Source organism: Halomicrococcus pelagicus (genome assembly GCF_051917725.1).
In the GTDB taxonomy this organism is placed as follows: Archaea; Halobacteriota; Halobacteria; order Halobacteriales; family Haladaptataceae; genus Halomicrococcus.
In genome coordinates, this window is the sequence record NZ_JBQBLX010000008.1 from 114,396 (window position 1) to 137,863 (window position 23,468).

Sequence of the window (23,468 nt, forward strand, 5' to 3'; positions counted from 1 at the left end):
GGACGTGCGGTCTGGCGAGTCTTACCCGCTCTCGGCGTCCGCGGGCCGGTGGTCGCCGCCGTCCAGCGCGGTCCGTCAGCGGGTCTCGGTTCCGACGGTCTCGCGAGTCGCGGTGCGGCGGCCTTTCGCCCACCCGCCGATAGCGCCGGCGATGGCACCGGGAATCGCCTGCGCGAGCAGGATGGCCAGACCGAGCGCGAATCCCGTGACCGCCGGGAAGACGCCGGCGAACAGGGTCCCCAGCACCAGCCACGCGACGAGCAGGACGAGTCCCCCGACGACCGTGGCGAGGCCACCGTGGACGGCCCCGCGTCCCGCGCCGACGACCATGTACCCCGCGACCAGGCCGCCGACGAGGCCGGGGAGCGCCTGCGCCAGCCCGGACGTCCCTGCCGGCGGGACGAGCCAGGCGACGAGTATTCCGAGGACGAACGCGGTCAGGAATCCGGTGAGGACGGCTCTCCAGTTGATGTCCATGGGCGGGTGGAGGCGCCGGGAATCGATAAGTATTCTTTACAAAGGTACGGTACGTTCACGGTTCCGGTTTCCCTCCTTCCGTCGGTACTGAAGCACCTCCGGCGGATGGATTAACGGTCGTTCGGACCCGCAGCGGGAGTCGGGATGCGACGCGTCGACGAGCGGTCGGACGGCGCTGTCAGCCGAACGCCGGACAGCGTTAAGAGCGTACGTACCGTCGTCGATTCGTATGCGCGTCGTCTTCGATGCCGAGGGTCTCGAAGAGATCACCTACGAGATGGACGCTCCGCCGCGGAAGAACGAGGTGGTCCGTCTTCGGGGAGACGTCTACAACGTCGTCGAGGTGATCTGGCGGAGACGGGACGAGGGAGACGGGTTAGAGCCCGTCGTCGAACTGCACCGTAGTTCCCTCTGACCGCCTCTCACGTCTCTGTCGTGAGGCGGTTCGGCTCTCGCGTTTCCAGGGGACTTCGAGGTCGACGAAGCGGCCGTCACCGCCGTCTGCGGCCCAAACGTCGGGGCGACAGCGGTCGTGTTCGCCCGAACGAATTATCCGAACGTCTAGCGTAGCGCTCACGGTCGGAGGAGGGAGATGGAGTTCCGGAACGATAGTGAGTCAGGACAGTCGGGACGCGGTTGGACGCTGTTTGCCGTCGCGCTCGCGCTGGTCCTCGTGGTGTCGCTCGACGCGTACCTCGGCTGGCTGATATTCGGTCTGTTCCTGTACTACGTCGCGCGACCGATCTCCCGCTGGCTCCAGCACCGCGGCGTCTCGTCGGGCGTCGCGTCGTTCGTCACGATGGCGGTCATCGTCCTACCGTTCGTGGGATTGCTCGGCGCGGTCGTCGTCGTCGCGGTCGGCGAACTCTCGGCGGTACGTCCGGCGGACATCGAGCGGTTCGCACGAACGTTCTTCCCGGGGGTCGACGTCGAGACGATACCGACCGAACCGGCGCGGGTGTACGAAACGGTCACGGAACTGCTCAGCGACCCGTCCATACAGTCCGTTCTCAACCAGTTCGGCGCGTTCGTCGGCGCGTTCGCGACCCAGATGTACAACCTGTTTCTCACGCTCATCTTCGTCTTCTTCCTCGTCCGTGACGAGGATGCGATCGCCGACTGGTTCCGGCGCACGGTCACCGACGAGGGGACGACCTACGACTACCTGCAGGCGGTCGACCGCGGTCTCAGTTCCGTCTTCTTCGGGTACACGCTCACCATCTTCGTCATCGTCATCGCGTCCGCGATAATCTACAATCTCCTGAATGTCGTCGCACCGCCGGGAATGGCGATTCCGATGACGGTACTCGTGGCAATCGCCACCGGCCTCGCGACGCTCGTTCCGCTGGTCGGGCGATCCATCGTGTACTTCCTCGTCGTCCTCTATCTGGGCGTCGTCGCGGTCCGGACCGACCCGACCCTGCTCTGGTTCCCGATCCTCTTTTTCGTCGTCATGGGTTTCGCGTTCGACAACGTCATCAGGACGTACGTCCGGCCGTACCTCTCCGGACGGCTGTTTCATACCGGGCTGGTCATGTTCGCGTACCTGCTCGGACCGCCGATTTTCGGCTGGTACGGTATCTTCCTCGGACCGTTCGTCATGGTCGTCGTCGTCCAGTTTCTCTGGGTGGTGGTTCCACGACTACTCCGCGACCGCCCGGCCGACGCCCCGACCACGGGCGAACGTGCCGGTGAGGAGCGTCCTCCAGACGAGAGCGCCGAAGGAGAACGAGCGGAGTCCGACGAAAGCCGTCGGGACGAGGACCCGTCCGTCTGAACCGAACGGGTCCGCGCCGCGAGGTCGCGCCGGCGGGAGGGCCCGGTGGTAGTCAGAGGCACAGTCGGCGACGGCGCGGCCGGGCGACGCAGTCCGACGACGCCGTACCGGGCCTGGTTCAGAAAATCGCGTCAGCGTACGCGCCGACAAGTGACGCACCCGTGACGTTATCGGATTGGATGTCGTGCGGGTGGTATGCGTCTCGTTCAAGTGATGATTCCGGAGGGACGACGGGATTCGGTCCTGGCGGCGCTGGACGGACAGGACATCGACTACGCAGTGGTCGAGGAGACGGGACGGGGCGAGTTCGAGGCGCTGGTGTCGTTTCCCGTCCCGCCGAGCGGCGTCGAGCCGGTGATGGACGACCTGCGCGCCGCCGGCGTCGAGGGGGATGCCTACACCATCGTCCTGCCGACCGAGACCGTCGTCTCCCGACGCATCGAGAAGCTGACTGAGCGGTACTCCGGCCTTCGCATCTCGCGCGAGGAGCTGATGGCGCGAGCGGAGGACCTCGCACCGGCGCTGTCGACGTACGTCGCCCTGCTCATCCTGAGCACCGTCATCGCGACCACCGGACTGCTGCTCGACTCGACGGCGACCATCATCGGCGCGATGGTCGTCGCACCGCTGATGGGACCGGCAATCTCCACGAGCGTCGGAACGGTAATTGACAACACGGCGATGTATCGGCGCGGCGTCGCTCTCCAGGTCGCCGGGCTGTTGCTGGCCATCGTCATCGCGGCCGCGCTCGCCGCGCTCGTCCGGGGGACGGTCCTCGTGCCGCCGGACCTCGAAATCCGGCAGGTACCACAGATCGCCGAGCGGACCAACCCGAACTTCCTGTCGCTGTTCCTCGCGCTCGGGTCCGGCGTCGCGGGCGCCATCAGCATCTTCCGGGGTGCCGGGTCGGCGCTCGTCGGCGTCGCCATCGCCGTGGCGCTCGTGCCGCCGGCCGCGACCGCCGGCATCGGTATCGCGTGGCTCGACTTCGGCGTCGCCGTCACCGCGACCGTCCTCGTGCTCGTGAACCTGCTCGGCATCAACCTCTCGGCGCTGCTCGTGTTCTGGTTCGCCGGCTACCGACCGCCCGAGGCGGCGGCCGCGGACCACGCGAGGGCAGCGGTCCGGTCGAACACGATCCGCATCGTAGCCGGCATCGTCGTGCTCTCGGTCGTGCTCGCGGCAGTCACGTTCGCCTCGTACCAGGCGACGACCTTCGAGAAGGAAGCGACCGCGGAGGCGGAAGCCGCGCTCGGGAGTCCGGAGTACGACAGGCTCGACTACGTCGACGCAGAGGTCGACTACTCGCCCGCCGACGTGCTGCTCGGTCGCCCGGCGTCGGTGGAGGTCGTCGTCGGCCGTCCGGCCGGCTATCGGCCGCCGCCGGACGTCGCCAGTCGGCTCGACCGCCGGATAACGGACGCCACCGGCCGGGAAACCGGAGTCCGGGTCGGGTTCATCGAGGAGCAGCGGTCCGGGGTGGCCGACGTCTCGAGGAGCGTTGGGCAGCGTGCGCTCACTCGACCACCGTGACGTCGAACTTGCTCCGCCAGCGATACCGCCGGCCGCCCCACACGAAGGTTCGGCGAGCGAGCGCGTAGGCCATGAGCGGTAACTGGACGAGTATCGCCGGATAGGCCAGCAGCGCCGTCCAGCGACGGACGCCGAACATGGCGTAGATTCCCGCGAGGAGCAGCGTGGTGACGCCGAAGGCGTACGTCGGCAGGAGCAGACAGAACGCGGCGACCGCCGCCGTTACGGTCCCCATGAGCGCGGTGTCTCTCGGTTCGTGCCGGTGGACGATCTGCGTGAAGCGGACGTGTCGTTCGAGCGTCTCGCGGATCGTTCCGCCGATTTCGACGCGTCGAACGCGTCTGAGAGGGGTCGTGTCCAGATACTCCGAGAGCAGGCCGTCGTCGCTCACCGTCCGCCGGAGTTCGGCGAGGAACGCGTCGACGTCGAGGTCGTCGCGCTCGAACATCACGGCCCCGCCCCAGGCTTTGTCGTTCGCGTAGGCCCCGAGCGTCCCGCCGAGTGCGTAGACCGGTTCGAGGAGGAGCGAGAGCGGGTCGCGCCCGACGAAGAAGGGAAGCTCCGACACCGGGCCGTGCCGTTCGTAGTCGGCGTGGAGACCGGCGAGCCAGTCCGGCGGGTGGTGAAAGTCGTCGTCGGTCCACACGAGTCGGTCGTGTCGAGCGCTCTCCATCCCCGTCGCGATGGCGTTCGCCTTCCCCGAACAGTTCGTCGGTTCCCCGGCGACGACGAGGCGGACGTTTTCGGGAAGGTCGTCGCTGCGGTCGGCGACGGCGTCCGTGTCCGCGTCGCAGATGACGAGGAGTTCGTCGGCCGGCCGGAGCTGGTCGGCCACGTCCGCGCAGGCGGACGTCCATCGAGTGGTGGGAAGAAGCACGCTCGTCGGCGGCGTTTCGTCCATCGTTTCCGTCTCGGACCGGGAGGGAGAAATGCGTTTTCGTTGATATCAGGGTCGTGTACGTCGGCGAGCGGTCGCATCGGACGCGTCCCGAGTGCTCGATACGACGACGCCATCGGAGGCGGAGCGGCGACGAACGTCAATCCAGGTCCGCCCGACCGAATCGGACGTATCCGAACAGGGGTGCGACGACGGCCCAGACCACGAGAACGGCGAACGAGAACTCCGCGGAGACCCAGACGGTCTCCACGTTCCCCGGATGCGTGAGCAGCGGATGGTACCGTTCGGGTTCGACCATCAGTTCGTTCGAGACCCTGACGTAGGCGTTCATCGGATTGAGGCGCCCGAGCAGGAAGTACCACGCGGGGGTGTCCCGGTACACCGACGCGTCGGCGAGGCGGAGACCGACCATCTGGACACCCATCCAGCCGAGCCGAAAGACGACGAAGACGCCGACGAGAGCCGCCACGCCACGCGTCACCGAGCTGAACGTCCCCGAGATGCTGAGACCGAACCCGACCCAGATGGCCGCGTAGAGCAGCGTCACGGCGACGAACAGGAGATACTGGCCGAGATACACCGTCGGATAGGTGAGCAGGACGACGGCCGTCGCGACCGCGAATCCGACGATTGCGGTCCCGAGGACGATGCCGATTCTGCCGAGGTACTTCCCGGCGTACACCGTCGCCCGCGAGACGGGCAAGCCGAGCGTGAACCGAACGGCACCGGAGGCCCGCTCGTTGAGAACTGCCCCGTACGTCGCGACGAGGACGACGAGCGGGCCGAGAATCGAGAGCAGCGACCCGCCCGCGAATATCGTCTCGTCGGTCGTGAGCGGTGGAGCGTACGGGCTGTGGAGCAACTGTTGAACGAAGGCGGTCACGGCCGTCAGTAGCAGGAACGCGACGCCGAGACCGAGCAGCGTCCGGTCCCGCCTCGACTGGAGGACGTCGCGTCGCATCACCAGCAGGACTTTCCGTCTCACGTCTGGTCACCGCCCACGCGCTGCAGGACGGGCGTATCGTCGGCGTCGCGGCCGCCCGATTCGGTCGTGTATCTGGAGAAGATCTCCTGGAGCGACGGTTCTTCGGTCGTGAAGTCGACGAATCCCGCGTCGGACCGGTGAATGCGCTCCAGGACGGCGAGTTTCGTCTCCCCGCCGCGACACTCGACGACGATGCGGGAACCGCTGGCGGAGACGGTGGCGACGCCGTCGATTCCCCGGAGGTCCGCCAGAACCGACCGTGGCGTCCGCTCGACGGTCACCGTCAGCGTCGTTTCGGCGGCGAGTTCGTCCCGGAGTTCGGTGACGGTCCCTTCCGTGACGAGTCGTCCGTCCAGCAGGATTCCCACGCTGTCACAGACCGCTTCGACTTCGTCCAGGATGTGGCTGGAGAAGAAGACGGTCGCGCCGCGCTCGCTCTCCTCGCGGACGATTTCGCGGAGCCGACGGGCCCCGTTCGGGTCGAGTCCCGTCGAGGGCTCGTCGAGGATCAGCAGTTCGGGGTCGCCGATGACCGCGGCCGCGATGGCGAGTCGCTGCCGCATCCCCTTCGAGTATCCGCCGGCCTCGCGGTCGCCGGCGTCCTCCAGGTCGACCCGGGCGAGCAACTCGTCGGGGTCGTCGTCCGCCCGTTTCATCGCGATAGCGTGTTCGAGATGTTCTCGGCCGGTGAGATTCTCGTAGACGTCGTACCCTTCGAGGAGGACGCCGGTTCGCTCTCGAACCGCGACGCTGTCCGTCTGGGCGTCGAACCCCAGGACCGAGACGGACCCCGACGTCGGTCGGATGAAGTCCGTCAACACGTTGATGGTCGTCGATTTTCCGGCTCCGTTCGGGCCGAGGAATCCGAAGACGGTCCCCTCGGGCACCGACAGGGAGAGCGAATCGAGCGCGGTAACGTCGCCGTACCGTTTCGTGAGGTCCGTGATCTCTATCGCTGGCATGGGTCCTCCCGTTCTCTGCGGGCAGCGGGGAGCAGTCGGAGGGCTGACATCGGATATGTGTGCTCGGGGAGAGATTAAATAGCTGAGGGTGTTCCTGCAACGGCCGCCGAGACGAGCGTTCGACGGGTCGCGACGGACGAGTACGACGACCGGAGACGACTCCTCCCCGCGAGTCGACAGAAGTCGGGAGGAAGCCGGAGGATGCTCCGGACACCGACGGAACCAGTAATGTCCGATTCGGGCGGTCGTCCGCAAGGGGCCCGTGCCGACCGTCTCCGTTCGGTAGTCGCCGCGGTTTCGCCCGTCTCCTGAGGGGGACCGGTCCAGACGGTCCGAAACGGTTTGTGACTCGTGGTCCATTGACGAACCGATGGTCGACGCACGGGAGTACCACGAGCGAACGAAACACTCGATAGAGAGCGTCCGCAACGACGCTTTTTCGCTGGACTACGCGAACAAGCCGCGGCCGTACAAGGTGTACGAGGACCGCGCGCGAGTCTCGCCGCCGGAGCCGATGCGGTCGGTCGAGGAGCCGGCGCTGTCGGCCGTCGCGAACGCGAGCGCCGACCCGCGGGACGGGGAAAACGAGTCCTCGGTCGATTTCCGTGACGTCGTCACGCTCTGTCACTATTCCACGGGCGTCACGAAGGAACTGGAGAAGCAGGGCCGGTGGATGCGCTTTCGCGCCGCGTCCTGCACGGGGAAGCTCTACCACGTGGACCTGTACGCCGTCGTCGGCGACGTCGACGGACTCGCCCCGGGCGTCTACCATTTCGACCCCGACTCCGGGTCCTTCGACGTGCTCCGCGAGGGCGATTACCGCGGCGCGCTCGCACGGGCGGCGGGAAACCAGCGGTCGGTGTCGAACGCACCGGTGACGTTCGTCGCCACCTCCGAGTGGTGGCGCAACGCCTGGAAGTACCGCGAGCGAACGTATCGCCACGCGTTCTGGGACTCGGGCACCATCCTCGCCAACCTGCTGGCCGTCGCGCACGGGACCGGACGCCGGGCGACCGTCGTCACCGGGTTCGCGGACGACGCCGTCGCTCGACTGCTCGGCGTCGACCCCGAGGAGGAAGCGCCCCTCGAACTCGTCCCCGTCGGCAGCGGGGACCCCGTCCCGGACGCGTCGGACGTCGCGGCTATCGACCCGGTCGAGACGCCGCCGTCGGAGGAGGTCGTCGACTATCCGCTGGTCCCCGACGCGTGGCGCCAGAGCAGGGTGGCGGACGGCGAGGCGGCACGGGCGTGGCGCGACGGCTTCGACGAACTCCCCGAAGACGCCCTCGGAACCCACGGGCCGGGCGACGGCGAGACGATCGCGCTCGACCCGGTCGACGCCGAGACGGCGTCGAGTCGTCCCGTGAGCGCCACCGTCGAGCGCCGGGGGTCGTTGCGGGAGTACGGCCACGACGCCGTCAGTCCGCGACAGTTCGCCACGGTGCTCGACCGGGCGCTCCGCGGCGTGCCGTTCGACTGCCTCGGGTCCGACGGCAGTCGGCGACTGGTCGACTGTTACTGTCTCGTCCACGCCGTCGACGACGTTCCGAGCGGAGCCTACCAGTACCATCCCGAGGCGAACGTCCTCGAACGTCTCGGCGACGCCGACCGTCGCACCGCCGGCCGCCTCGCGCTCGGCCAGTCGGTCGTCGGCGACGCCGCGGTGAACGTCTACCTCATGGCGGACGTCGACGCCGTCGTGGAGGCGGTCGGGAACCGCGGCTACCGGGTCGCCCAGTTGGCGGCCGGAATCGAACTGGGACGGCTGTACCTCGCCACCTACGCCCACCGCGCCCTCGGCGGCCGCGGCTTCACGTTCTTCGACGACCTCGTGACCGAGCAGTTCTCCCCCCGGGCGGCGAACCAGACGCCGATGACGCTGTTCGCGTTCGGGAAACCGGAGACGTGACTCGTCCGTGGCCCGGGTCGGGGCGTGGCGCGCAGTCCGGCGGTCGCCGACGCGAACCGCCGGCCGTGTCACCTAAGGGAACTCCCTGATTTTAGCCGGGGGAGGCACACGAAATGGCTGACTTAGAGGCGCTCCAGGAATCGTTCTCCGAGGCCGAGGGAGACTACGCCGCCTGGAGCGAGAAGTACACGCCGGACCACCGCTATCACGAACTGTACGACCGGACGACGCAGGTAGCCAGCCACGACGACGCCATCCTCGACGTCGGTGCCGCCCCGTTCCACTTCACGTTCCTCCTCGACGACGCGGGGTACGACGTCGCAGGTATCGACCTCGACCCGTCCCGGCACGCGGCGTACGTCGACGAGCACGCGCTGACAGTTCACGCGTGCGATATCGAGACCGAACCGTTCCCCCTCGCGGACGACAGCGTCTCCGTCGTCCTGTTCTCGGAGGTCCTCGAACATCTGCGGCAGAACCCGCTCCACGCGATGGAAGAGATAGAGCGAGTGCTGGAACCCGGCGGGACGTTGTTCCTGTCGACTCCGAACGCCCACTCCATCTTCGACCTCTACGACTATCTGCTGGGAGGTAACGTCGGACCGTCGCCGACCAGCGAGTACGCGGAACTCAGCGAACGAGGCCACATGGGCCACGTTCGACACTGGGCGACGTCGGAGGTCAGGGAGCTCCTGACCACCTACGGGTTGACGGTGGTGAGCGTCGACTACCGGAACTGGCACTACGTCGACGACGACGCCTCCCTGAAGATGACGGTCGCGGAGCGAGCGACGGACCTCGTCCCGCGACTCCGGCGGTTTCAGCTCGTCACCGCCAGGAACCTCTTCCCGTAACGGTAGCGTCCAGCCATCGCTGCCGAGCGAGGGGGTCGGAGTCGTGCGCTTCGCTCCGGCCCCGTCGAAACGGTCGCTGGCGACGGCGGTCGCCGTGCGGAGGACGAGGCGACGCGTCGCCGCGGTCGATGCGGCGTCGGTCGCCGACGCCCTCGGCGCGACCCTTCCCTGATGGTAGCTATCGCTTCTCTAGCCTCTGCCGGAGGAGTCACGAGTGGTGGTCGGTACCGAGGCGCTCTGGAAACCATCCGAAAGCGGAGCGTCGGAAAGAACGCCGTCGGCTTCGGCGACGTCGCGTCGATTCGTCGGGAACGACCTAATCAGTTCGAGCGAATCCTTACCCACGGCCGGCGCTTCCGACAGAGACACGCTGGCGAACCCGGCGAAGAGGAACGACGACCATGATAGGAACCGACCACAGTTCGGGTGACGGTGTCGAGCGGTGCGAGACCTGCGCCGTCCAGACGCCGCACGACGTATCTATCGAAATCCGCACCGAAAGCGACAAAGAGAAAAACGCCGAGTTCTCTCGCGAACCGTACCGCGTCACTCGCTGCCGGATGTGCGGCGAAACGGCGAGCCAGCGGATGAACAACGCGTGACCGCCCCGGTCGCCGCCGACGACTGATTCTTCGATTTCGACGTCTCCGCGACCCGGAGCGGCCGCGCCGTCACCGATCGGGGGTCCGTCTACTCCAGCTTCGTTCCGTCTCGCGGGCAGTACTCGTACGCGTCGTCCGTCGTCCGAAACCCGCAGGCGGGACACTCCCGGACGGGTTCGTCCGGTTCGCCCCTTCGAAACAGGAAGGGGACGAACGGCACGAACAGGAAGAACGCGACGGTGTCGAAGTACCACCAGAGGAGGGCGCTGACGAGGAGGCTGCCGACGAGGCCGACCACCGCGGTGACCGTTCGAGAGCGAACCATGCGTCGTCCGGTAGGCGCTCGACCGGGAAAAGCCGACGGGGAGCTCCGTTGCCGTCGCCGGAATAGTTGAGTCGGCCGCCTCGGTACGGACACGTAGTGAGACGGCATCTGTTCGGAACCCTCTGTGGGCTGGTCTTCCTGATGAACTTCGGGCGAACGGTCTTCGCACCGTTGCTGGAGCCGCTGATGGTCGCCTTCGCGGTCGACAAGGCGACCGTCGGCGTGCTGGTTTCGCTGGTGTGGCTCGGAACCGCGATTCCGCGCATCCCGATGGGGTACGTCCTCACCCACGTTTCCCGTCGTCGAGCGGTCCTCGCTACCGGCGTTCTGCTGTCTGCAGCGTCGGGGCTCCTCGTCGTCGCGAACTCTCTGGTCGTCGTCCAGGCCGGGACGCTGCTGCTCGGCGTCGCCACCGGCGCGTACTTCGTCGCCGCGGTGCCGCTCATCGCGGAACTCTATCCGAACGCGGTCGGCCGAAACGTGGGCATCCACGGCGCGGCCGCCCAACTGGCGGCGGTTCTCGCCCCGAGCATCGTTATCGGCGTCCTGTTTTTCGCCTCGTGGCGGGCAGTGTTCGCCCTCCTGGCGGTCGCTGCGGTCTCGTTCAGCGTCGTACTGGCCGCGGTCGTTCGGGAGTCCCAAACCGCCGACGGCGCCACGCCCGACCGCGAGTTCCTCGCCGCCCTGCGGTCGCACTGGCGACTCGTCGCGACCGGACTCCTGATGGTCGGCGTCGCCGGCTTCACCTGGCAGGGACTGTTCAACTTCTACGTCACGTATCTGAAAGCGACCAAAGGGATGTCGGCTTCGACGGCGAATCTCCTCCTCACCGTCGTGTTCGCGGCCGGGTTGCCCGCGTTCTGGTTCGGCGGACGGCTCGCCGACCGCCTGCCACACGTTCCCTACATCCTGGCCATCCTGACGGGGTTCGTCGGCTCGGTGGTCGCGCTCACTCGCGTCGGCGAACCGCTCGCCGTCCTCGTCGTCTCGGTCGCCATCGGCTACTCCATCCACAGCCTCTTTCCCGCCCTGGACACCTACGTCCTCAGCGCCCTCCCGGACGAGAACCGGGACGCCGCGTACGCGTCGTTCACCGGTCTCTCCCTGTTGGTCGAGGCGAACGGCACCGCAGCCGTCGGCACGCTGACCGAAGCCGGATACGGATTCGACGCGGTGTTCGGCGGGCTGGCGGCGCTCGTCGGTGGGGTGGTACTGGTGGTCGCGGCGCTGTACGTGACGGGGCGCCTCCCCAGTGGCGGGTGACGCGGGTACCGCCGATACGTCGTCGCCGGTTCCGGCACGTCCCTCGTTACCACGGTCCCTGGAGAGGATTTATGGGCCTGATTTCCTATCATTACGTGTGGATTCCCCGTTCGACGTACTCGGAGTCGATCCGGATGCGGACGAGGCGGAAATCGTCGAATCGTATCGAGAGCGGGTGAAGGAGGCACATCCAGACCAGGGTGGCTCCGTCGACGAATTTCGGGCGGTCCAGACGGCGTACGAGCGAATCCGGGCCGGATACGGGACCGAGGAGTACGACCCCGATCGCGAGGACATCGTCGAGCAACGGCAACCGGGAACCCAGGTCGAGTACATAGATTACGCGGTTCTCGACGACTACGCGTGGGACCTCGACGACGAGAGCCTGTTCGAGAAGGCAGCAGACGAGAGACTGGACCCGGCGGACGGCGGTCGGTTCCGGGCGCCCCCCGACGAGACCCTTCTGGAGGCCGCCGAGGACAGCGGACACGCGTGGCCGTACGCCTGTCGAGGTGGCGCGTGTGCGAACTGCGCCGTCGCCGTCCTGGAAGGAGAACTGGAGATGCCCTCGAATCACGTTCTCTCCTCGGACATGATCGAACGCGGACTCCGACTGTCCTGCATCGGTACGCCGACGACGGACGAGATGAAGGTCGTCTACAACGTCAAACACCTCCCCGACCTCGACGAACTCCGGTTGCCACCCCGCCAGTTCGGGCAGGCGCACTCCGACGATTAGCCGCCACGCCGGTCGTCGTTCGGGTCACCAGTCCCCGGGTTCGCCCTACTCACGACGTCCGCCGGGGCCTGAACGCCGTCCACGCTCGCCTCGTCACTCCGGGACCACCAGGGGCTGGTCCAGTGGTGCGACTCGACGTTCGCGGATGCCGGCTACAGCCGTCGTCACCGTCGTCCCGTTACGAGTCGGTGAGGCGAAGATATCCGTCTACCTCGTAGAGATATCCCCGTGAGAGCAGTCGTTCGAGGATATCGTCGGCGGCCGGTTGGTCGAGACCTTCCGCCTCCGCGAGGATCGAGTACGCTCGGTCGTAGCCGAAGCTCTCGTTGGCAGGGACTGCCGTGGCGAGGGCGTCGACCGCATCCTGGGCCAGTGGCGTGAGCGAGGAATCCCCATCCGAGGCCATAGCGATACTTTCGACCAGGAGGCAAGTAAACCCCGGGGACGATACCCCCCGCGAGTTCGGGTCTCTTCGCTGGCCTTCCCTGACCCCGGACCTGTAGTAGCCGGGCGGGTCGCTGCCGGAGCGGTCGCACATTCGAGGGCGGCGAGCGTGCCGCCGGCGTCACTTCGCCCAGCCACCGTGCATGTCGTCCGCGACGTTGTCGCGCCAGGCTTCGAATCCGGACTCGCAGTCCGGATGGTCGTCGATGTGGTCTACGAATCCGGCGCCCGGATCCGGAAGCTCCGCTTCGCAGAACGGACAGTGGTTCGGGTCGTTCCAGGTTGGAGCCATGGACGAACGGATGCACTTCGGCCTCGTGTATAAATTCTGTCCCAATATGGCTTATGTGCCTATAACGTGTTAATATTCCATCTTACTTCCGGCGGCCACGTCATCCTCGGGAGTTCATTCGGGCTTCCGTCCAGTTTGAGTGACACGGTTTCACGGCTCCCCCGGAGCACGGACGACGACTCTCGAACGCCGACCTCGTAGGCGATTTCCTCCCGGGGCGAGAGGGTACTCGGACTCCTCACTCGTCGTACCACGAGAGGTCGACGTACCGACCGTACAGGCCGTCGGGAGTCGGAACGTCACCGACGACCGTCCATCCGTCCGTTCGCTTCGCGAGCAGCGTTCCTCGGTGCGTTGCGCCGACGAGATCGCCGTCGACTTCGGTCCATCCGACGACTACCTCGTCGGGGCGGGGAGACTCCACGACGGCCAGCGTGTGGCCGTCTCGACACTCCAGCAGAGAGGGGTCGGCGTCGTGGTCTTCCCATCTGTTCGGCGGGACGCGTGCTGCGGACGTGTACAACACGCCGTCGTGGGTGCAGGCTGCTCGAAAGTACCGCTGTTCGATGGCCTCGTCGAGCCGCGTCCACGACCGACCGGCGTCGTCCGTGTGGTACAGGCCGACGCCAGTTGCCGCGACGTACTCCGAAGCGCCAACGACGTGGAGTTGGTGAACGTCGTCGTGAACTCCTGTCTTGCGCTCCGTCCACGTTTCTCCGGCGTCGTCGCTGACGTGGACACCGCCGGGTTCGACGCCGGCGATTATCCTGCGCGGCGAATCGGGATGTGTCCGGAGACTTCGAACCTGGGCGACGTCGTCGTGACGCGGCACTCCCCACTCCTCACGGGACGGGAGGTCCAGGAACGCCTCCAGTTCGCGCCACTCGGGGGGCGCCGTTCCCGAAGTGCTATCCCCGGAAAAGGACGTAGCGACGTACACTCCCGTCGGACGAGTTCCGGCGTAAATCCTGTCGCCGCCGGGATTCGCACCGACGGCGTAAACCGTCTTCCGGGGGACCTGGAGATTCGTCCACTCGATACCGTCGGGCGAGTGGTACAGTCCGGTCTTCGTCGCGGCGAACACGCCCGTTACGGCGTCGAACTGACGAACGCGCTCTACCCTCGGGGCGTCGAGAACCTTCTCGACGTTCGTCTCGTCCGTTTCACGCAGTCCAGTCACGCGATAGGCACCGTCACCGGTTCCAGCTACGAGCATACGACGTACTGCCCCGCACACGACTTGAACGCTTGCTGAAACTCGTTGTTGAAAGTAAGTTTACATCTACGTGCCGGTCGGCGGTTCGTCGACCGCGTCCGAAATTCCGCTGCAAACGAAGAGTCGCGACGGTCAGTCAGTCGAAAAACGGGGGAGCATCCGCGACGTCGGCTACCGGCCGGAAGCTCGTCACTCGGGGAGGCGACGCCGCACCGTCGACGGCACGTCTGCCCACCACGCTTCGCAGACCAGCCACGCGAGCACGGCGAGAACGCCGCCCAGGAGGGCGAACAGTTCCTGAACCCCGACCCAGACCGGCGTGATGTACATCAGGCCGTTCAGGTACTTGCCGGGGAGGACGTCCTTCACGCTAATCCAGAAGCGGTCGACGGGGCCGTTCGTCCGCGATTCCAGACCGGCCTTCTTCGCGCTCGGCCCGCCAGTGCTCTCGTCGCCCGTCCCGAGGCGTTCCGCCTCGTAGGGGAACGCGATCTGGACGCTCCAGACGATCTTCCCCTCGTCGTTCACCTCGAAGACGCGGTTGCCGTTCGAGTCGGTGATGAGCGTGTGACCGTTGGGCAGGCGGTCGGCGTCCCGCGGCCACTGCATCTGGGGGTCCTGCCACGTCCACGACCGCTCCCAGGAGCCGTTCTCGCGCTGGTACTCGACCACCCGGTTGTTCTCGGAGTCGCCGACGACCTCGGCCGGACCGCCGTTCTCGGCGGGGATGTAGTCCGGATTGTGCTGCTCGTAGAGGACGTCGTAGTCGTTCTCGGCCCCGAGCGTCTGGTTTTTCAGGAGTCCAGTCTCGCGGTCGAGGAACAGCACGCGGTCGTGGTTGCGAGCGCTGACCGTGATGCGGCCGTCGTCGAGTACCTCGACGTCGTTTATGTGCGACCAGTCATCCGGGTACGGTCCTCCGCTCGCGTTCGTCGGGAAGGCGTCACGGGCGTTCCACGTCCATTCGACCTGTCCGTCCCTGGTGTCCACCGTGAACACGCGGTCGAGGAAGATGTCCGCGACGACGAGGTGCGTCGAGTTCAGGCGGTCGACGTCGTGGTAGCGAGTCGCTTCTTTCCCGGGCGTGGCCTGTGACCAGACCGGGGTGACGGTCCCGGTCGACAGGTTGACCCGTTCGACGCCGTTCATGGTACAGGCGCCGGCCTCGTCGTGGACCTGCTCGTACTCTCGCCAGACGCTTTCGTTCACGTTCCGCTTAGAGAGGTTCCAGTCGGTCGGACACTCCGACTTCGGCAGGTGGTCGGCGTAGGCGTACTCGACGGTCGTCCGGGTCCCGGGGACGGGGTCTACGTCCCAGTAGCGCGTGTGGCTATCGTTGTAGTAGAGGATACTCCCGTTGGGGTTGAACGCGACGAGTTCGGCCCGTGCCCGGGGGCCGTTGCTCTCGCTACCGAGCCAGGAGTTCGAGTCGGTCGCGATGACGGTGACGTTCCCGCGGGGCGGGGCGACCTGCTCCGACGTTCCCATGATGTCGTCCTGGGACTTCCCCTCGAAGTCGGTCGCGCTCGCGGGTGACGATACGAACGCGTTCGTGACGGCGAGTCCGGAGAGTACGATGACTGCTGCGAAAAATAATCTCAAAGCCCGTTTCGATACCATTGGTTTTCCTATCGATGGCCGTTATTATACCGGTTACGAACGACGGACTCCCACGGGAGAGTGTCACGCAACGGCCCGTTGCAACTCACGCTTGGACGGAGCCGTGGCCGAAAGGTCCGTTACGGAGAGGAGCGACCGTATCGTCGAGCGACGGAATCGTACGGATTCTGAGCGAGAGACCGGGCCCCAGTCGAGCGAGCGATTGCTGGGGCGGGTACGCACGCTCGAAGCCATCGCCGAAGACGAACGCGGCCGGCAGGGTCGCCCACGACCGGTCTGCGAACGGATGACGACCGTGGTCGCCCTTCCCGCGGCAAAACCGCATCGTCCGTGATGCGTCTCCGTCCTCGAGATATCTCCGCCGTCACCCTATTAATCAGAAGCTACATCGATGATGAAAACGGGACTACTTTTGTCTGTCCGACCCCTTACGTGCATCGTCGGAGCGTAGACTATGTACTGTCTGGAATTCTCTACATCGGAGTTCGACCCGTCACGCGTACTCCGCCTCGACACGGAGACGTACGTCGAGTTCGTGACGCTCGGCGACTCCGACAGGGGAGTTTTCCCCCAGTTTTGGGCGTACGGCCCCGAACGCGAGGCACTGGCAAGCCGCCTGGAAACCGTCCCGGAAGTCCTGGCGGTCTCCAAAGACGCCGTTCACGACGACCGCGTTCGGTACGAGGTTCGGTGGGACGACGACTGGAACAGACGCCTCACGTACATCGCCCGGCTCATCCGGGAGTCCGACGCCACGTTCCTGTTCGGTCGCGCCGACCGTACCCTGTGGAAGTTCCTCCTTCGGAGCGACTCCAGTTCGGCGTTGGCCGACCTGTACGCCGATTGTGCCGTCAGCCCTCACCGCGTCGAACACCGCTCCCCGCGCCAGGCGCACGCGTTTCTCACTGGCCGCGAGAGGACGGCCTGACCACTGCCGTCACCGAATCGAGGGAGTCGGTAGTCCCGAACCCCGAGCTCGTTCGCGAGCCAGGAGTGAGCGAGACGTCGTACCGGGGCTCGCTCTCGGAGCGTTTCGACGGGGTCCACGCGCCGGAAACGCCTGCTATCCGGCGCTCGTCACCGCGACGACGGAGACGAGTTCGAGCGTTCTCGATGCCGATGCGTCGGTGGCCCGATTCGTCGCCGGTTACGCCAGGTCCTGGTCCCGCCGATACGCGTCCAGTTCGTCCCGGGCGTTCCGCAGTGCCGTCTCCGTCTCGTCGTCGGTCTCGTCCATCAGTCCCCGGAGCTTCTCCTCGACGTGTTCGAATCGCTCTCCGCGGTCCTTCGATTCGTCGGGACCCTGCGTCTTCCCGCCTTCGGTCAGTTCGCCGAGCCCTTCGTCGAGCGAGAGCAGGTTCTCGCGGACCTCACCGTCAGCGCGTTCGCTGGCTCGCTGGATCTCCTCCCGAGCGCGTCGTAGGTGGTTCGTCATACCTCCGGCGTCGTCGGGAATCGAGTTAGAGATGGTGGCTCGATTCGACGTCGCTACTGTGCCGTCAGAACAGTTCGTCGATGGGGCGGTCGGCGTCGCCGTCGGTGTCGGCGTCCGGGTCGGGGTCGACCGGCGGAGCGTCGAACAGCCGACCACCACCCCGTTCGCGGGCGGCGAGTGCGTCGTCGACCGCGGCCGCCGTGTCCGCGTCGAGTTCGGGCGTGGCGAACGCGTCGACGACGCCGGCGGGGAGGTCCGGGCGCGGAGCGTCGCGGTGGCGTTCGATTTTCGCGGTCACGTAGAGGTTGTCCTGCAGTGCGCGTAGCACCGGGACGTACCGCAGGTAGTCGTACTCGTCCAGCAGGCCGACGCCGTACTCGGTGAACCCCCAGAACTCGCGGGGGTCGTGCTGGCCGGCGTCGTCGCCGTCGTAGACGTACTTGTCCAGCAACCGCTTGTCGGCGAGCCGGTCGAGATGTTCGCGAATCGTCGACCGGTTCTTGGGGACGAGATACTCGAGTTCGTCGAGCGTGACGAGGTGTTCGGGGTGTCCGAGGACGGCCTGGACGACGTGGTACCGGGTCTCCTGCGTGAGAAACCGGTGAGCGCGGCGCTGTTTCTCGAACGGCATGACGTCCTCGCCACCGAACGGAGCGGGGGTGCCGTCGGACGAGCGTCCGTGGCTGTCCGCGCTGTCACTCATACGTGTGAGTTCCGTCCGCGGGCTTGTAACTGTTCGGGTCACCCAAGTTGGAAATACTATGCTTACCCAACCTGGATGCGAAGATTTAAGCCAACGAAAGTGCGTTCCGTACGCACGATGAGCGGCCCACGCGTCCCCCGGAACACCCACGCCCTCTACCACGCCGTCGACCGGATTTTCGAGGGGGTGGAAGCTCCACGAGGCGACTATCACGAAGTCGTCCGATACATGAACGAGGAGCTTCCCCGGTTCGAGCAGGCCGACACCAGCTATCTCGTGCTCGGGAGCTACCGGAACGAGTACGGCCGCCGCCTGCGAACGTTCGCCAACTGGCTCAACATGCCGACCAACGTCGAGTCGCTCGTGCTCGGGGATACGCTCAACCTGGACACCGCGGTCGTCCCCGAGTTCGACATCAAGATAAACCTCCTGGGGGAGGCCGCCGACTACATCGCCGGCGTCTACGAGAAGGAAGACGGCGGCGAGAGCCCGGAGCTGGGGTTCGTCCGGGCGCTGTTCGCGACCAAGACGTCCGTCTTCCCGCGGGACTACGTCGGCCTGACCCGCGAGAGCCTCTCGACCCGCGAGGACGTCGTCCGCGCCGCGCTCGCGGTGTACTACTCGGACGCCGACGAGGACGACCGGAAGGAGGAACTGCTGTCGCTGGTACGGGTCGCCCAGGAGGAGGGCATCGACGTCAGCGAGCGAGAACTGACCGACGCCATCGCACAGCGCCGACGGGACGTCGACGAGCCGCCGGCCGAGTACAGCTGGGTGCATCTGAGCTTCTTCAGACGGTTCGAGGCGATGGGCCGGTGTCATCCCTGGACGACGATGGCGGAACTGCGCGACCGGACCGACGAGATGCCGGGGCCGGAGCGTCCCCGCTGGGAGACCGAGTTCGACCCGAACCTGTTTTTCGACGAGTGACCGACGACGCTGCACGGCCTCGGAACGATTTTGCCGGTCGCGGTTGTGAACGTGGGACATGGACCGGAGCGAAACGCGGATGGCAGAGACCGAGGCGATACTCGACCGCAAGCCCGGAACGCGGGCGGTGCGCGACGAGGACGACCGTTACACCGTCGTCGGAGCGGCGAGCCGGCGGACGTTCGCCGACTGGCTGACGCCGGTCGAGGAACACTTCGTCTGCCACCGGAACGACATCCCGGACGCCGACGCGGACGCCTGGCGGGTGCAGGTGACGGGCGTCGACGACGACGCGACACTCTCCATGGAGGCGCTGCGGACGGAGTACCCGACGGTCGCCGTCGCACACACGATGGAGTGTGCCGGGAACGACCGCGGCCAACACGACCCGGAGACCGGGAGCGTCCAGTGGGAGTGGGACGCCGTCGCGACCGCGGTCTGGACCGGAACGCCGGTGCGGGCGGTACTCAGGGACTGCGGACTCGACGTGACCGACGACGCGGACCGCTGGCTCACCGTCGTCGGCGGTGACCCGCCCGCAGACGGCGACGTGTACGTGAAATCCATCCCGCTGGCGAAGGCGCTCGACGACTGCGTCCTCGCCTACGAGATTAACGGCCGTCCCCTCCCGCCCGAACACGGGTTTCCGGTCCGGCTGGTCGTCCCCGGCTGGTACGGGACGAACAGCGTCAAGTGGGTCGACGAACTCCGCGTCACGGACACGATGGTCACCGACGCGACGTTCGCCGACGGAGACGACGGGCGGACGTACACCTACTGGCAGCACGGCGCCTACCGCATCCATCCGGCGAACGTCGAACCGGAGGTCCAGGAGACGGTCCCGACGGCGGACACGTGGGACCAGCTCGTCGGCGGCGTCGAACATCCGTACACGTTCGACGAGAACGTCATGTCGCTCGTCGGCCACCCGGACGGCGAATCGACCGTGACGCCGGACGAGAACGGGCGCATCGAGATTCGGGGCGTTGCGTGGGCGGGCGACGACCGCGTGGCTCGCGTCGAGGTGTCGACCGACGACGGCGACTCGTGGCACGACGCCGACCTGTACGGACCGGACTACGACGGCGCCTGGCGGCTGTTCGCCTACACCTGGAGACCGGACCTCGACGCCGAAGCCACCGCCACGCTGCTCTCGCGGGCCACGGACGAGCGCGACAGGACCCAGCCGGCCCGCATCGCGGTCCTCGACGAGTGGGGAGACGTTCCCGACGACGTCTACCCGTGGAACGAGGGCGGGTACGCGGCGAACGCCTACCGGCCGAACGGGGTCGAAGTGCAGGTATCACCCCGACGGAGCGAGTGAGTCGACGACCCGCAGGGTACCGTCGGTCGTCCGCCGAACGGACGTCGGCCTCTCCGTTTCGAGGGCGACGGGACGGCCTCGCGGTTCTTCGCTCTCGCTCGGTCGGACGTGCTGCGCGCGACCGACCGCCGCAGACCCGTCGAGAGCCGCGAGAGCATTCCTCTATAGCGGTATATATTCAACTTGCGAAAGAACTTAATTAGTGGTCGTCCTCTATTGTACCGTACTCCGCGTTCGCCGCTCGGAATCGACGGAAATCGGCGGACCGCCACAGGACGAACGATGTCAGAAGCTAACCAGAACGTTTCCACCCGGGAGGACGAATCGGTTTTCGAAGAGTACGTACTGGACGTCCGGATCGTCGAGCGGTCTCCCCCGTCCGGAGAGGGGAGCGAGTATCGATTCGACGCTCCAGGTCACAGGGAAGTCGTGTTCGACGACCCCGACCTCGCGGAGTTGTACGCCGACGTTTACTTCGACGTGAACGGGTTCGAGGAAGCCGGAACGGGCGAACGCGGCGTTCCACCGGAGATAATCCAGGCCGGCCGAGACACGCTCGCCGCGTACTTCCTCACGCAACCGTACACCGACATCAACTGGGTCGCCTCGTTTTACGGCAAGAAGACCACGAAGGTCGAACGGTACGTCGCCGCGGTTCGAAATCGCGCCCGGGAGATCCGCGAGGGCGCAGCGAAGTTGGACGAGGAGTAGCGCTTCGCTCGCCTGCGAGCGGAGGAGTCGTCGTCCGCAGGTACCGCTCCTCGGGCGTGCGACGCGAACCGACGCGGTTCTCGGCGTTCACCTTCGTACCATCCGGAGCTTCGTCCGTCGGCCGGGAAGCGACCGCGGTACCGGTCGTCGTCCGTCGGAAATCCCGGTCCGAATCGAGGTGACCGCTCCCCGCACCACCGAGTGTCGAGCAAATCGGTATATAGAGCTTTCCAGGGTATTACCACATAATATATATAATTATCCAACATATAAATTTACTTGCCTGGGTGGTGTAACCACACACCTGCATGGTTGAATTCACCAGACGGAAGTTGATGGCAACGTCAGTGGCCGCTGCTCTCGGGGCGAGCGTCTCGGGTGGCGCCGGAGGTCGGAGTGCAGGGTCGCCCGAAGACGCGGATACGGCGCGCGCACCCTGGGTGAACGGGGAGCTCAAGCGGTTCTCGTCGACCGCGCTCGGGGCGGAGGTCACCGGACCGTTCGTCTTCGAGGACGGAACGCCGCTCTACAGCCTCCAGCACCCGAGCCGGGACAACCCGGCACCGTACGACAAATCGGGAATCGGTTACTTCTCGGGGTTCCAGTTCTCGCTCGACGGCGACAACGACGACTTCGACGAGCTGTCGATACCACAGACGAACGAGGAGAAAGGAGTGGTTCGAGGTGCCGACGCCGACTACGAGTTCCTCGCCCAGGAACAGGACCCCATCAACGGGGGCACCGAGCGCCTCGGCGTGGCGCAGACGCCGGACGGACGAGACATCACCCAGGACGAGTTTGCAGGCACGCAGTACGGAGACGCGGCGTACAACCCCGACTGCAACCAGTTCGTCGCCACGAACGAGTCGGGGACCGAGGGATACCTGTTCACGAACTGGGAGAACAGCCCGGGGAACGTCTCCCGGATTCCGCTCAGCCGGGACGAGGACGGCGAGTGGAACGCCGACCTGGAGAACGCGATCAACGTCGCGAACACGGACGCGCTGCGCGACCTCGGCGGGACGCGAATCAACTGCTACGGTGACCTCAGCCCGTGGAACACGATGATCTCCTCCGAGGAGAACTACTCCCATCCTCGCGTCTCCCTGACGGCGACCGTCGGCGACATCGAGGAGAAGGGGACCGGGAAGGGGCTCGTCGGAGCCGGCCAGTTCTGGAATCGACCCAATCCGAACGAGATCCAGGAGGCGGTCGAAGGGTACTACGGCGACGACGCGTGGGAAATCCAGGGCTGGTGGTCGCTGACGGGGCTCGAATTCCTCGCGTACTACCTCGGTGCGGAACGCGTCGACCAGCGCTCTGACTCGGCGGTCGACTCCGACGACGAGGAGAGTAACACCCTCACTCCCATCGGCGACTGCTACCCGAATCCGTACCGCTACGGCTACCACGTCGACATCCGCGAGCCGACGGCAGAGACCCCGAAGCCGGTCAAGTACTACGTGATGGGTCGGGCCGCCTGGGAGTCGCCCGACGTCCAGAACGACCTGCGCACCGTCTACGGCTGCTCGGACGGTGACAGCAAGGGAATCTACAAGTTCGTCGCCGACGAGGAGATACCGAGCTACGACGACCCGATGGACGTCGCCGGAACGCTCTACGCCCCGAAGGTGACCAACGAAGAGGCGGCGAAGAACGTCCCCCCTGCCAACGTCGACCTCGAGTTCGAGTGGATGGAGCTGGGTCACGCGACCAACGCAGAGGTCGAATCCTGGATCGCCGAGTACGACGACGTCACCCAGGAGGACTACCTCGAAACCCACGCCGACACAGACTGGCGAGAGGACCTCGACGCGGCGGTCGAAGAGGCCGACGGGGAGGTCATCGAGAACGGCAACCGGAACTACGTCACGAACGAGGAGATCATCGAGTGGGCCGAGCAGTACGAGAGCGAGGGACCCGACGGTGTCGACGAGGAACTCCGGAAGGTCCCGTTCCTCGAGACCCGTGCCGCCGCCAAGGAGGTCGGTGCCACTATCGAGTTCAACAAGGCCGAGGGCGTAGACAGCGTCGACGACGCCGGCCCCGGCGACTACGTCTACTTCGCCATCTCGGAGCTCAACGACGACATGGCCACGGTGGGCGACGTCCAGCTAGAACGCGTCGACGGCGGCGTCGTCTACCGCGGCAAACTCGAGGACGACTACAACGTCTCGACGCTCGAACCCGTCATCGTCGGCCCGGACGCGAGCGACCCGGCCGACGTCGCGAACGACGCGCTCATCAACGTCGACAACGTCTACGTGATGGACGACGGTCGCGTCCTCTGCTGTGAAGACGCAGATCAGTTCGGACGGTCGTACGCCAACGACTGTCTGTACGTCTACGACCCTGCAACGGACGGCCAGGGTCGTGCTAACGACGAAACCGGTGACGACGAGACGGCCGACGAAGCCGGCAATCGCGCATCCGGTGGCGACGAAGGCGACTCCGGATGCTAGCTCGACG

Annotated in this window: 24 protein-coding genes; 13 read left to right on the plus strand and 11 right to left on the minus strand. The window is 66.3% G+C overall.

From position 1 onward, the window contains the following. Positions 1 to 75 precede the first annotated feature (75 nt). On the minus strand, positions 76 to 477 hold the full coding sequence (locus ACTF4R_RS19865) for a DUF5518 domain-containing protein (RefSeq protein WP_440010166.1): 402 nt from the start codon (positions 475 to 477) through the stop codon (positions 76 to 78). 229 nt (positions 478 to 706) lie between these two features. Between ACTF4R_RS19865 and ACTF4R_RS19870 the strand changes: the two genes are divergently transcribed. From ACTF4R_RS19870 to ACTF4R_RS19880, 3 genes are all read left to right on the plus strand, one after another. Then, a complete protein-coding gene (locus ACTF4R_RS19870; protein ID WP_440010169.1) occupies positions 707 to 892 on the plus strand; it encodes a hypothetical protein in 186 nt (61 codons plus the stop codon). Positions 893 to 1,069: 177 nt separating this feature from the next. Next, positions 1,070 to 2,254, plus strand: a complete 1,185-nt coding sequence (locus ACTF4R_RS19875; RefSeq protein WP_440010171.1) for an AI-2E family transporter — start codon at positions 1,070 to 1,072, stop codon at positions 2,252 to 2,254. 195 nt (positions 2,255 to 2,449) lie between these two features. Then, the gene (locus tag ACTF4R_RS19880; protein ID WP_440010173.1) at positions 2,450 to 3,787 is read left to right on the plus strand and encodes a TIGR00341 family protein; all 1,338 of its coding nucleotides are present in this window, start codon (positions 2,450 to 2,452) and stop codon (positions 3,785 to 3,787) included. Here ACTF4R_RS19880 and ACTF4R_RS19885 read toward each other — a convergent pair. The 3 genes from ACTF4R_RS19885 to ACTF4R_RS19895 all read right to left on the minus strand — a co-directional run bounded on the left by ACTF4R_RS19885 (position 3,771) and on the right by ACTF4R_RS19895 (position 6,632). Next, positions 3,771 to 4,688, minus strand: coding sequence for a glycosyltransferase family 2 protein (locus ACTF4R_RS19885; protein WP_440010175.1), 918 nt, complete (start codon positions 4,686 to 4,688; stop codon positions 3,771 to 3,773). The genes ACTF4R_RS19880 and ACTF4R_RS19885 overlap by 17 nt on opposite strands. Before the next feature lie 136 nt (positions 4,689 to 4,824). Next, entirely contained in the window at positions 4,825 to 5,670 is an 846-nt protein-coding gene (locus ACTF4R_RS19890; RefSeq protein WP_440010177.1) for an ABC transporter permease, read from the minus strand. Beyond that, positions 5,667 to 6,632 carry an ABC transporter ATP-binding protein gene (locus tag ACTF4R_RS19895; protein WP_440010179.1) on the minus strand — a complete coding sequence of 322 codons (966 nt, stop codon included), beginning with the start codon at positions 6,630 to 6,632 and terminating at the stop codon, positions 5,667 to 5,669. Before ACTF4R_RS19895 ends, ACTF4R_RS19890 begins: the two co-directional genes overlap by 4 nt. A 370-nt stretch (positions 6,633 to 7,002) precedes the next feature. On the opposite strand from ACTF4R_RS19895, the gene ACTF4R_RS19900 reads away from it, so the two are divergent. The 3 genes from ACTF4R_RS19900 (at position 7,003) to ACTF4R_RS19910 (ending at position 9,997) form a co-directional block, all read left to right on the plus strand. Then, on the plus strand, positions 7,003 to 8,541 hold the full coding sequence (locus ACTF4R_RS19900) for a SagB family peptide dehydrogenase (protein ID WP_440010181.1): 1,539 nt from the start codon (positions 7,003 to 7,005) through the stop codon (positions 8,539 to 8,541). A gap of 113 nt (positions 8,542 to 8,654) precedes the next feature. Further along, positions 8,655 to 9,395 carry a class I SAM-dependent methyltransferase gene (locus ACTF4R_RS19905; protein WP_440010183.1) on the plus strand — a complete coding sequence of 247 codons (741 nt, stop codon included), beginning with the start codon at positions 8,655 to 8,657 and terminating at the stop codon, positions 9,393 to 9,395. A 401-nt stretch (positions 9,396 to 9,796) separates the two neighbouring features. Further along, the gene (locus ACTF4R_RS19910; protein ID WP_440010185.1) at positions 9,797 to 9,997 is read left to right on the plus strand and encodes a DUF7835 family putative zinc beta-ribbon protein; all 201 of its coding nucleotides are present in this window, start codon (positions 9,797 to 9,799) and stop codon (positions 9,995 to 9,997) included. Between the two features lie 88 nt (positions 9,998 to 10,085). On the opposite strand, the gene ACTF4R_RS19915 is transcribed toward ACTF4R_RS19910, so the two are convergent. Beyond that, entirely contained in the window at positions 10,086 to 10,322 is a 237-nt protein-coding gene (locus tag ACTF4R_RS19915) for a hypothetical protein (RefSeq protein WP_440010186.1), read from the minus strand. Positions 10,323 to 10,418: 96 nt separating this feature from the next. Between ACTF4R_RS19915 and ACTF4R_RS19920 the strand changes: the two genes are divergently transcribed. Both ACTF4R_RS19920 and fer read left to right on the plus strand, forming a co-directional pair. After that, a complete protein-coding gene (locus ACTF4R_RS19920) occupies positions 10,419 to 11,585 on the plus strand; it encodes an MFS transporter (RefSeq protein ID WP_440010188.1) in 1,167 nt (388 codons plus the stop codon). Between the two features lie 97 nt (positions 11,586 to 11,682). After that, complete coding sequence (fer, locus tag ACTF4R_RS19925; RefSeq protein WP_440010189.1) at positions 11,683 to 12,324, plus strand: ferredoxin Fer; 642 nt, start codon at positions 11,683 to 11,685, stop codon at positions 12,322 to 12,324. Between the two features lie 178 nt (positions 12,325 to 12,502). Here fer and ACTF4R_RS19930 read toward each other — a convergent pair whose 3' ends face one another. The 4 genes from ACTF4R_RS19930 to ACTF4R_RS19945 form a co-directional block, all read right to left on the minus strand. Continuing rightward, the gene (locus tag ACTF4R_RS19930) at positions 12,503 to 12,730 is read right to left on the minus strand and encodes a hypothetical protein (protein ID WP_440010192.1); all 228 of its coding nucleotides are present in this window, start codon (positions 12,728 to 12,730) and stop codon (positions 12,503 to 12,505) included. A 159-nt stretch (positions 12,731 to 12,889) separates the two neighbouring features. Continuing rightward, entirely contained in the window at positions 12,890 to 13,060 is a 171-nt protein-coding gene (locus tag ACTF4R_RS19935) for a DUF7501 family protein (protein ID WP_440010193.1), read from the minus strand. A gap of 238 nt (positions 13,061 to 13,298) precedes the next feature. Then, entirely contained in the window at positions 13,299 to 14,276 is a 978-nt protein-coding gene (locus ACTF4R_RS19940; protein WP_440010195.1) for a WD40/YVTN/BNR-like repeat-containing protein, read from the minus strand. Positions 14,277 to 14,465: 189 nt separating this feature from the next. Then, a complete protein-coding gene (locus ACTF4R_RS19945; protein ID WP_440010197.1) occupies positions 14,466 to 15,896 on the minus strand; it encodes an arylsulfotransferase family protein in 1,431 nt (476 codons plus the stop codon). 454 nt (positions 15,897 to 16,350) lie between these two features. Here ACTF4R_RS19945 and ACTF4R_RS19950 point away from each other — a divergent pair, with 454 nt between their 5' ends. Beyond that, positions 16,351 to 16,824 carry a hypothetical protein gene (locus ACTF4R_RS19950; RefSeq protein WP_440010199.1) on the plus strand — a complete coding sequence of 158 codons (474 nt, stop codon included), beginning with the start codon at positions 16,351 to 16,353 and terminating at the stop codon, positions 16,822 to 16,824. A gap of 219 nt (positions 16,825 to 17,043) precedes the next feature. Here the strand turns inward: ACTF4R_RS19950 and ACTF4R_RS19955 are convergent, their stop codons facing one another. Together ACTF4R_RS19955 and ACTF4R_RS19960 are read right to left on the minus strand one after the other, a co-directional pair. Continuing rightward, a complete protein-coding gene (locus ACTF4R_RS19955) occupies positions 17,044 to 17,331 on the minus strand; it encodes a DUF7553 family protein (protein ID WP_440010201.1) in 288 nt (95 codons plus the stop codon). Positions 17,332 to 17,395: 64 nt separating this feature from the next. Next, positions 17,396 to 18,034, minus strand: a complete 639-nt coding sequence (locus ACTF4R_RS19960) for a hypothetical protein (RefSeq protein WP_440010203.1) — start codon at positions 18,032 to 18,034, stop codon at positions 17,396 to 17,398. Between the two features lie 117 nt (positions 18,035 to 18,151). Between ACTF4R_RS19960 and ACTF4R_RS19965 the strand changes: the two genes are divergently transcribed. The 4 genes from ACTF4R_RS19965 to ACTF4R_RS19980 all read left to right on the plus strand — a co-directional run bounded on the left by ACTF4R_RS19965 (position 18,152) and on the right by ACTF4R_RS19980 (position 23,461). Beyond that, a complete protein-coding gene (locus ACTF4R_RS19965; protein ID WP_440010204.1) occupies positions 18,152 to 18,964 on the plus strand; it encodes a DUF8170 family protein in 813 nt (270 codons plus the stop codon). A gap of 58 nt (positions 18,965 to 19,022) precedes the next feature. Further along, positions 19,023 to 20,288, plus strand: coding sequence for a molybdopterin-dependent oxidoreductase (locus tag ACTF4R_RS19970; RefSeq protein ID WP_440010207.1), 1,266 nt, complete (start codon positions 19,023 to 19,025; stop codon positions 20,286 to 20,288). 282 nt (positions 20,289 to 20,570) lie between these two features. Beyond that, the gene (locus ACTF4R_RS19975) at positions 20,571 to 20,999 is read left to right on the plus strand and encodes a hypothetical protein (protein ID WP_440010209.1); all 429 of its coding nucleotides are present in this window, start codon (positions 20,571 to 20,573) and stop codon (positions 20,997 to 20,999) included. Between the two features lie 308 nt (positions 21,000 to 21,307). Beyond that, a complete protein-coding gene (locus tag ACTF4R_RS19980; protein WP_440010210.1) occupies positions 21,308 to 23,461 on the plus strand; it encodes an alkaline phosphatase PhoX in 2,154 nt (717 codons plus the stop codon). Positions 23,462 to 23,468: the final 7 nt, after the last annotated feature.